At 50.9% G+C, this 4878-nt stretch carries 7 protein-coding genes; all 7 read left to right on the forward strand.

Annotation, left to right across the window (positions count from 1 at the left end):
- The first annotated feature begins 74 nt into the window (after positions 1 to 74).
- On the forward strand, positions 75 to 401 hold the full coding sequence (locus BMX44_RS16060) for a hypothetical protein (protein WP_090634906.1): 327 nt from the start codon (positions 75 to 77) through the stop codon (positions 399 to 401).
- 22 nt (positions 402 to 423) lie between these two features.
- Positions 424 to 789, forward strand: coding sequence for a hypothetical protein (locus BMX44_RS16065; protein WP_090634908.1), 366 nt, complete (start codon positions 424 to 426; stop codon positions 787 to 789).
- A gap of 2 nt (positions 790 to 791) precedes the next feature.
- On the forward strand, positions 792 to 1271 hold the full coding sequence (locus BMX44_RS16070) for a hypothetical protein (protein ID WP_090634911.1): 480 nt from the start codon (positions 792 to 794) through the stop codon (positions 1269 to 1271).
- A gap of 51 nt (positions 1272 to 1322) precedes the next feature.
- Positions 1323 to 1625 (forward strand): hypothetical protein, encoded by a 303-nt coding sequence (locus BMX44_RS16075; RefSeq protein ID WP_090634913.1) that lies wholly within the window; start codon positions 1323 to 1325, stop codon positions 1623 to 1625.
- Entirely contained in the window at positions 1625 to 3115 is a 1491-nt protein-coding gene (locus BMX44_RS16080; protein WP_090634915.1) for a hypothetical protein, read from the forward strand. The genes BMX44_RS16075 and BMX44_RS16080 overlap by 1 nt, the downstream gene beginning before the upstream one ends.
- Before the next feature lie 6 nt (positions 3116 to 3121).
- Positions 3122 to 4660, forward strand: a complete 1539-nt coding sequence (locus BMX44_RS16085) for a hypothetical protein (RefSeq protein ID WP_090634918.1) — start codon at positions 3122 to 3124, stop codon at positions 4658 to 4660.
- Positions 4661 to 4735: 75 nt separating this feature from the next.
- Positions 4736 to 4878: phage tail-collar fiber domain-containing protein (locus tag BMX44_RS17595; protein WP_177167797.1), on the forward strand; the 143-nt coding region annotated here is incomplete at its 3' end.

The following is a 4878-nucleotide window of genomic DNA, read 5'->3' on the forward strand; positions in this document are numbered from 1 at the left end:
TACGTGTTTATTCCGCTTAATTCTGAAATCAAGGTCCGCACATTTGACGGACCTATTGTGATAAGGCTCTAACCATGGCTATTAAAGGCAGGGCATACCTGGGATCTGCGCACAAGGTTGCGATTACGATCGAGAATTCACTCGATTACGATTCTGATGACATTCAGGAAATCACGCTGACATTGACAAGAACAAAAGTAGACGGCGTAACAACGGTGCAATTTACCAAAAGCGCAGCTGAGGTGCAGATAGAAACAAAAAAACGACTCATGCTGTATATCCATCCGGGCAAGGTGACTGAGGCTGGCGGGTACCAGGTAAGCATTAACTGGACCGACAAAAACGGACAACCGCACCGGGGAACGGTTATCGAGAATGAAATAATCAGGTTCTACGAGTAATTCTAATCCGGAGTAGAGCGAAATGTATCTAAAACGTTTGTACAAGCCTGGAACGGCAGAGATTGTTGGCATTAAGTTCGCCCGCAAGCCTGGCAATGTCCAGAAATTTACGCAGCAATTTATCGATGAATTTATCGGGTACGGTTTATTGTCTCTTGGTAAAGGCGTCATTACGATGCACGCGGAAGGCGGCGACGTTAATTATAAAATTATCAGTTCGCCAGGTTATTACTGCTGCTTCGACGGCAAGCGGTTAGCAGGCGAGTTTGAGGCGAGAGATTATGTCGCGGCCAATTTTGCCGGGCAAACATCGCCAGATCCTCAAAACCCCGCCGGGTACAAAAAAGATTCGTTCTATCTTTGTGAACTGATGGAAGGGGGTGAATAATCATGGCGCAGTTTGTTTTTAATGTAGCAAAAGGCAAGGTTGCAGCTTACTACGAGCGTGTCGACATCAACGACCCGGCTGATTCCGCGATTGTCATTCTTGCGCTTGCGCAAACGGGCATTGAGAGCGATGCCGTTTTGAAAGACAAGGAAACGCTGTCTGATCTGCTGGCCGGCACGACCAATGAAGTAGCCAACACCAACTATGCCCGCAAGGTGCTAACCGACGCGGATATTATTGCGCTGGTGCCTGACCATGTGAATGACAAGATGGTCTGCCATGTTCCGGACCAGACATTTGCAAACATCCTGGCCGGTGATAACTGGAGTAATGTTGTGTTCTGTTACGACCCGGATACGGCGGGCGGCACGGATGCAAGCATTATTCCGCTGACTATCAACGCTTTTGTAAAGACTCCGGACGGCTCTGACATTATCATGACTGCGCCAAACGGCTTCTTTGAAGCAACCGACGCACCTTAATCCCGGAAAATCCACCAATCTGCCATGTGTTGAATCGTTACGATTGAACGCATGGCAAATAACATCATTGACGGCTCCGAAGTGCAGGATATGGTTTCTCACTGGCTTAAAACGCCCGAGAACGGCTATCTTGGCTCCGGTTACGGCCAGTCCATCAAAGATATACTTCAAAGCCCGCTATCTGACGGTTCGGCTGACGCGCAATTGCAGAAATTACGTTCTGACGTGCCGGTCCTGCAGGCGCTTCCAGCGAATTCAACAAACATTTACAGCGTGCAGACGCCGCCAGACAGACTCGACTTGCTGATAGAAGTAGCGGGGCAGGCGATCGAAGTCCCAAGGATTGAAACTTAATGCTTACCAAAGCCGATTTCCAGAAAAAGATCGCGGACACCATAGCCTTATACCCGGCTGTGGCGGCACTTTACAGGGCAGGAGATCCGCGAATACTGCAAAACCTTGAGGCCATGGCCACCATGCTTGGAATGTTTTCAATGCAAATTGAGACCGCAATGGCCGAGCCGTTTGAAAAGGTCCGCGATGCCACTGTGATGGCCGATGCTGCCATGCGCGGCGTGATTGCAAAGGCAACGCCGGCAAGGGTGCGGATCCTGGTCACAAACAACAATGATTCGGCATTCACGGTAGATACCGGCAGAGTCGTTATCGACTCGAACGGGCTGCCTTACATAGCTGAAACAACGGTTGTTGTGTCGGCAAACAGTACGGGCACATTTGAGGCGGTACAGGTTAAAAAAGAAACCATTGACCATACCGTATCAGGCAGCGTTCCATTCTACGCCGTGGAGGTGCCACAAGCGGTCGATGAGACATATCTGAGCGGGATATCTGTCAGCGATTCTGACGGCGAATATGCGTACCGGGAACGCTATGTAAACATTTATCCGGATGACCGGGTGTTCCATGTTGAGGCCGATGACAGGCAGCGTATTTACGTGCGATTCGGGCAGGAAGGTATTATCGGTTTCCAGCCGCCTGACGGCCACGAAATAACACTGACAATATCGCGCTCAGCCGGGGAAATAACACTGGATGCAAGCGCGCCATTTTCGTTTGAATACCTTATATCACCGCTTGAAAATAACGTCGAACTGGTGCTTGATTCACTGCTTGAGAAAGGCAAAAACCCGCCCGACATAACAACGTTGCGTGATCTGGTTCGATACCCTACGGTTTACAACCATAACGCTGTTTTCCTGGGCGAATTCGATTTTGTAGTCAGACGTGATTATCACGATACGCAATTCCTGTCTGTCTGGAATGAAGCGATTGAAGAGGCCGCAAGGGGTGCGAGTGTCGATAACATCAATACCCTGTTTGTTGCCTGTTTATCAGCTGATGGCGGTGAGACGGTATTGACCGAACCCGACCCGAATACGCCGGTTTCGCCTGCATTTATCGCAGAGGGCAATCTCACAGCCACCCAAAAGGGCATTCGTGACGTTATCCTGCAAGCCGATAACAGTTACCGCGTAAAATTCATGACGCCGGTTCGGTCCGAGATCGCCGTTACAGTCGATGCAAAAATATCGGCTGCTTATGTGGCCAGCGATGTGCAATCAAAGATAGTTGAGGCTATTCTGGCCGAATACGGCGAGTCTCAGCCGGGTTCAAGGCGACCGAATAAGCCGCTATACAAATCGGTATATGCGCTGCTCAAATCAAGGATTCCGGCATTGTCCGATGCCAATGCGGATGTCAGTGTGACAATCGCGCAGCCGGTTGGCAATTTCCGCCCTGAATTGTGGCGTTATGTGACCGAGGCAAGCCTGACAGTCAATGTGACTACCGAGAACGTGCTGCCGCCTGCCTGGGGTGGTTAACAGGATATGGGTTTCGATTTTCCGAACGCACAACTTCCGCAGCTGAAACCGCTTGCCAACAGTTTTGTTGTTGATGACGTTGAGAATGATCTGCGCAACCTGTTTATTGATCTGTTTGAAGCAATGCTCGCGGAACAGGCTTTTGATGCGAACGTGCTTGGTGTCGCCCACCTGGGCTCACTGGACCTGGTTCGACGCATGGTCAATGCTGATGGACTGGCGCTGCTTGATATCGAACGTGAAGAAACGGCTACGCGGTACCTGTACAAAGCCTGGAAATCGCGCAACAAGAACGGGCGCGGTTTTCACTTCCTGGAGACATACCTGCAGCTTTTGTTTCCAAACGAGCATTCTGTGGAACAGATGGCGCAATCAAAAGCGCACACCTACCCGACAAAACTGTCTGTGCTGAATCATGCCGATGATACCAAGTATTCAACCAGCCGGATCCGCGTATCTATAGAGTCAAGAGACACGACGTGGGATGAAATTGACAAGATGGAACCGATATTGCGGTCCATCATCCCGGCCAGACTGGTGCTGTACTTTGTAAAACTGTCTCGCTGGCAACAGAAAAACTACATTGGTGCGGTTACATTATCCGGATCCTATAGCACGGTCTATCCTGCGGCCTCTCAGCCGGTAGAGTTCCGTGTCATGCCGCGCGTGGCTGCCGTTGTTACCAGCGTAACATTTTCAACGGTTCTGCCTAAGTTTGAGGGCAGCGGACTGGATGCGCTTTATGCAAGTATGGGCGATAACGGCGCCGGCATATCCTTGGTAGGCGCACCGACTCAAGACTGGACGCAGAAGGGTGTTGTCGGCATGGGCAATCAGGCGCGCGGTGACATGACGCCTAACTGGTGGGATCCGGATAACCCTACATTCAAGGCAATGGTGCCGTGGGAAGCCGGTACATGCTGGTTTGTTGTCTGGCCTGGAATCAATCACGCTGCGACAAACACTGGTGTGAATATCAAGAACATCGAGTTTTGGGTATTGCGTGAATCTACCGGCGAGTGGCGGCTTGAGAATGTCGGCAAAACCCAGGTTTTCTGGCCTGATGTTGGAAGTGGGGTAGAGCAGAGAACGGAAGCCGATGGATCTGTTTCGTTTTTCCTGTCTGGCGTCAAGAATGGGGGCTATGTATCCGGCACGCCTTATGCGGTTCACGGATCATGCCAGAGATTCGATCTGGTAGATGGCGACGACATTCGCTGCGTTTATGCCCGCCTTGAGCATCGCCTGGTACTTGAAGATCCAGATGGCGTTGATGACAGACATCTTGCCAAGCTGTATGTAGATGTGGGCGCTGACTACTGGCCGCAAACGAGTACGGTTATTGCTGATTACACGCCAGAGACGACTGCGCCACAGGTGGCCAATTCAAGATTTGAACTGTCAACGGTATCCGCTAGGGTTATCCAAATGGCCGCTATCAACCCGCCAACACCTGCGCTGGATTATCCGCCCGGCGATCGATCAATCACTCAGGTCGAGTTTGAAGCGAATCTGCCGCCGCCTCTGCAGCCTACTACAGGGTAACTATTACCGGAAAAACACGGATTATCGGGCTTGTGAATTCCTTACTATTTGCCCAACACACTTAAAAAACGCGCGATGAGCAATTATTTTACCATTCTGACAGATGTTGGCGCCTCGGCAATGGCTCTCGCAGCCGCCAATAATACGCCACTTAATTTATCCGAAATCGCCCTGGGCGATGGCAATGGATCTGTGCCTGTGCCTGGACCTTCATCGAC

Source organism: Nitrosomonas marina (assembly GCF_900110145.1).
Classification (GTDB): domain Bacteria; phylum Pseudomonadota; class Gammaproteobacteria; order Burkholderiales; family Nitrosomonadaceae; genus Nitrosomonas; species Nitrosomonas marina.

Excerpts from the sequence above, each read along its gene's own strand:
- BMX44_RS16060 (WP_090634906.1), top strand. The coding sequence starts at position 75 with ATGGCTATTAAAGGCAGGGCATACCTGGGATCTGCGCACAAGGTTGCG.
- BMX44_RS16065 (WP_090634908.1), top strand. The coding sequence starts at position 424 with ATGTATCTAAAACGTTTGTACAAGCCTGGAACGGCAGAGATTGTTGGC.
- BMX44_RS16070 (WP_090634911.1), top strand. The coding sequence starts at position 792 with ATGGCGCAGTTTGTTTTTAATGTAGCAAAAGGCAAGGTTGCAGCTTAC.
- BMX44_RS16075 (WP_090634913.1), top strand. The coding sequence starts at position 1,323 with ATGGCAAATAACATCATTGACGGCTCCGAAGTGCAGGATATGGTTTCT.
- BMX44_RS16080 (WP_090634915.1), top strand. The coding sequence starts at position 1,625 with ATGCTTACCAAAGCCGATTTCCAGAAAAAGATCGCGGACACCATAGCC.
- BMX44_RS16085 (WP_090634918.1), top strand. The coding sequence starts at position 3,122 with ATGGGTTTCGATTTTCCGAACGCACAACTTCCGCAGCTGAAACCGCTT.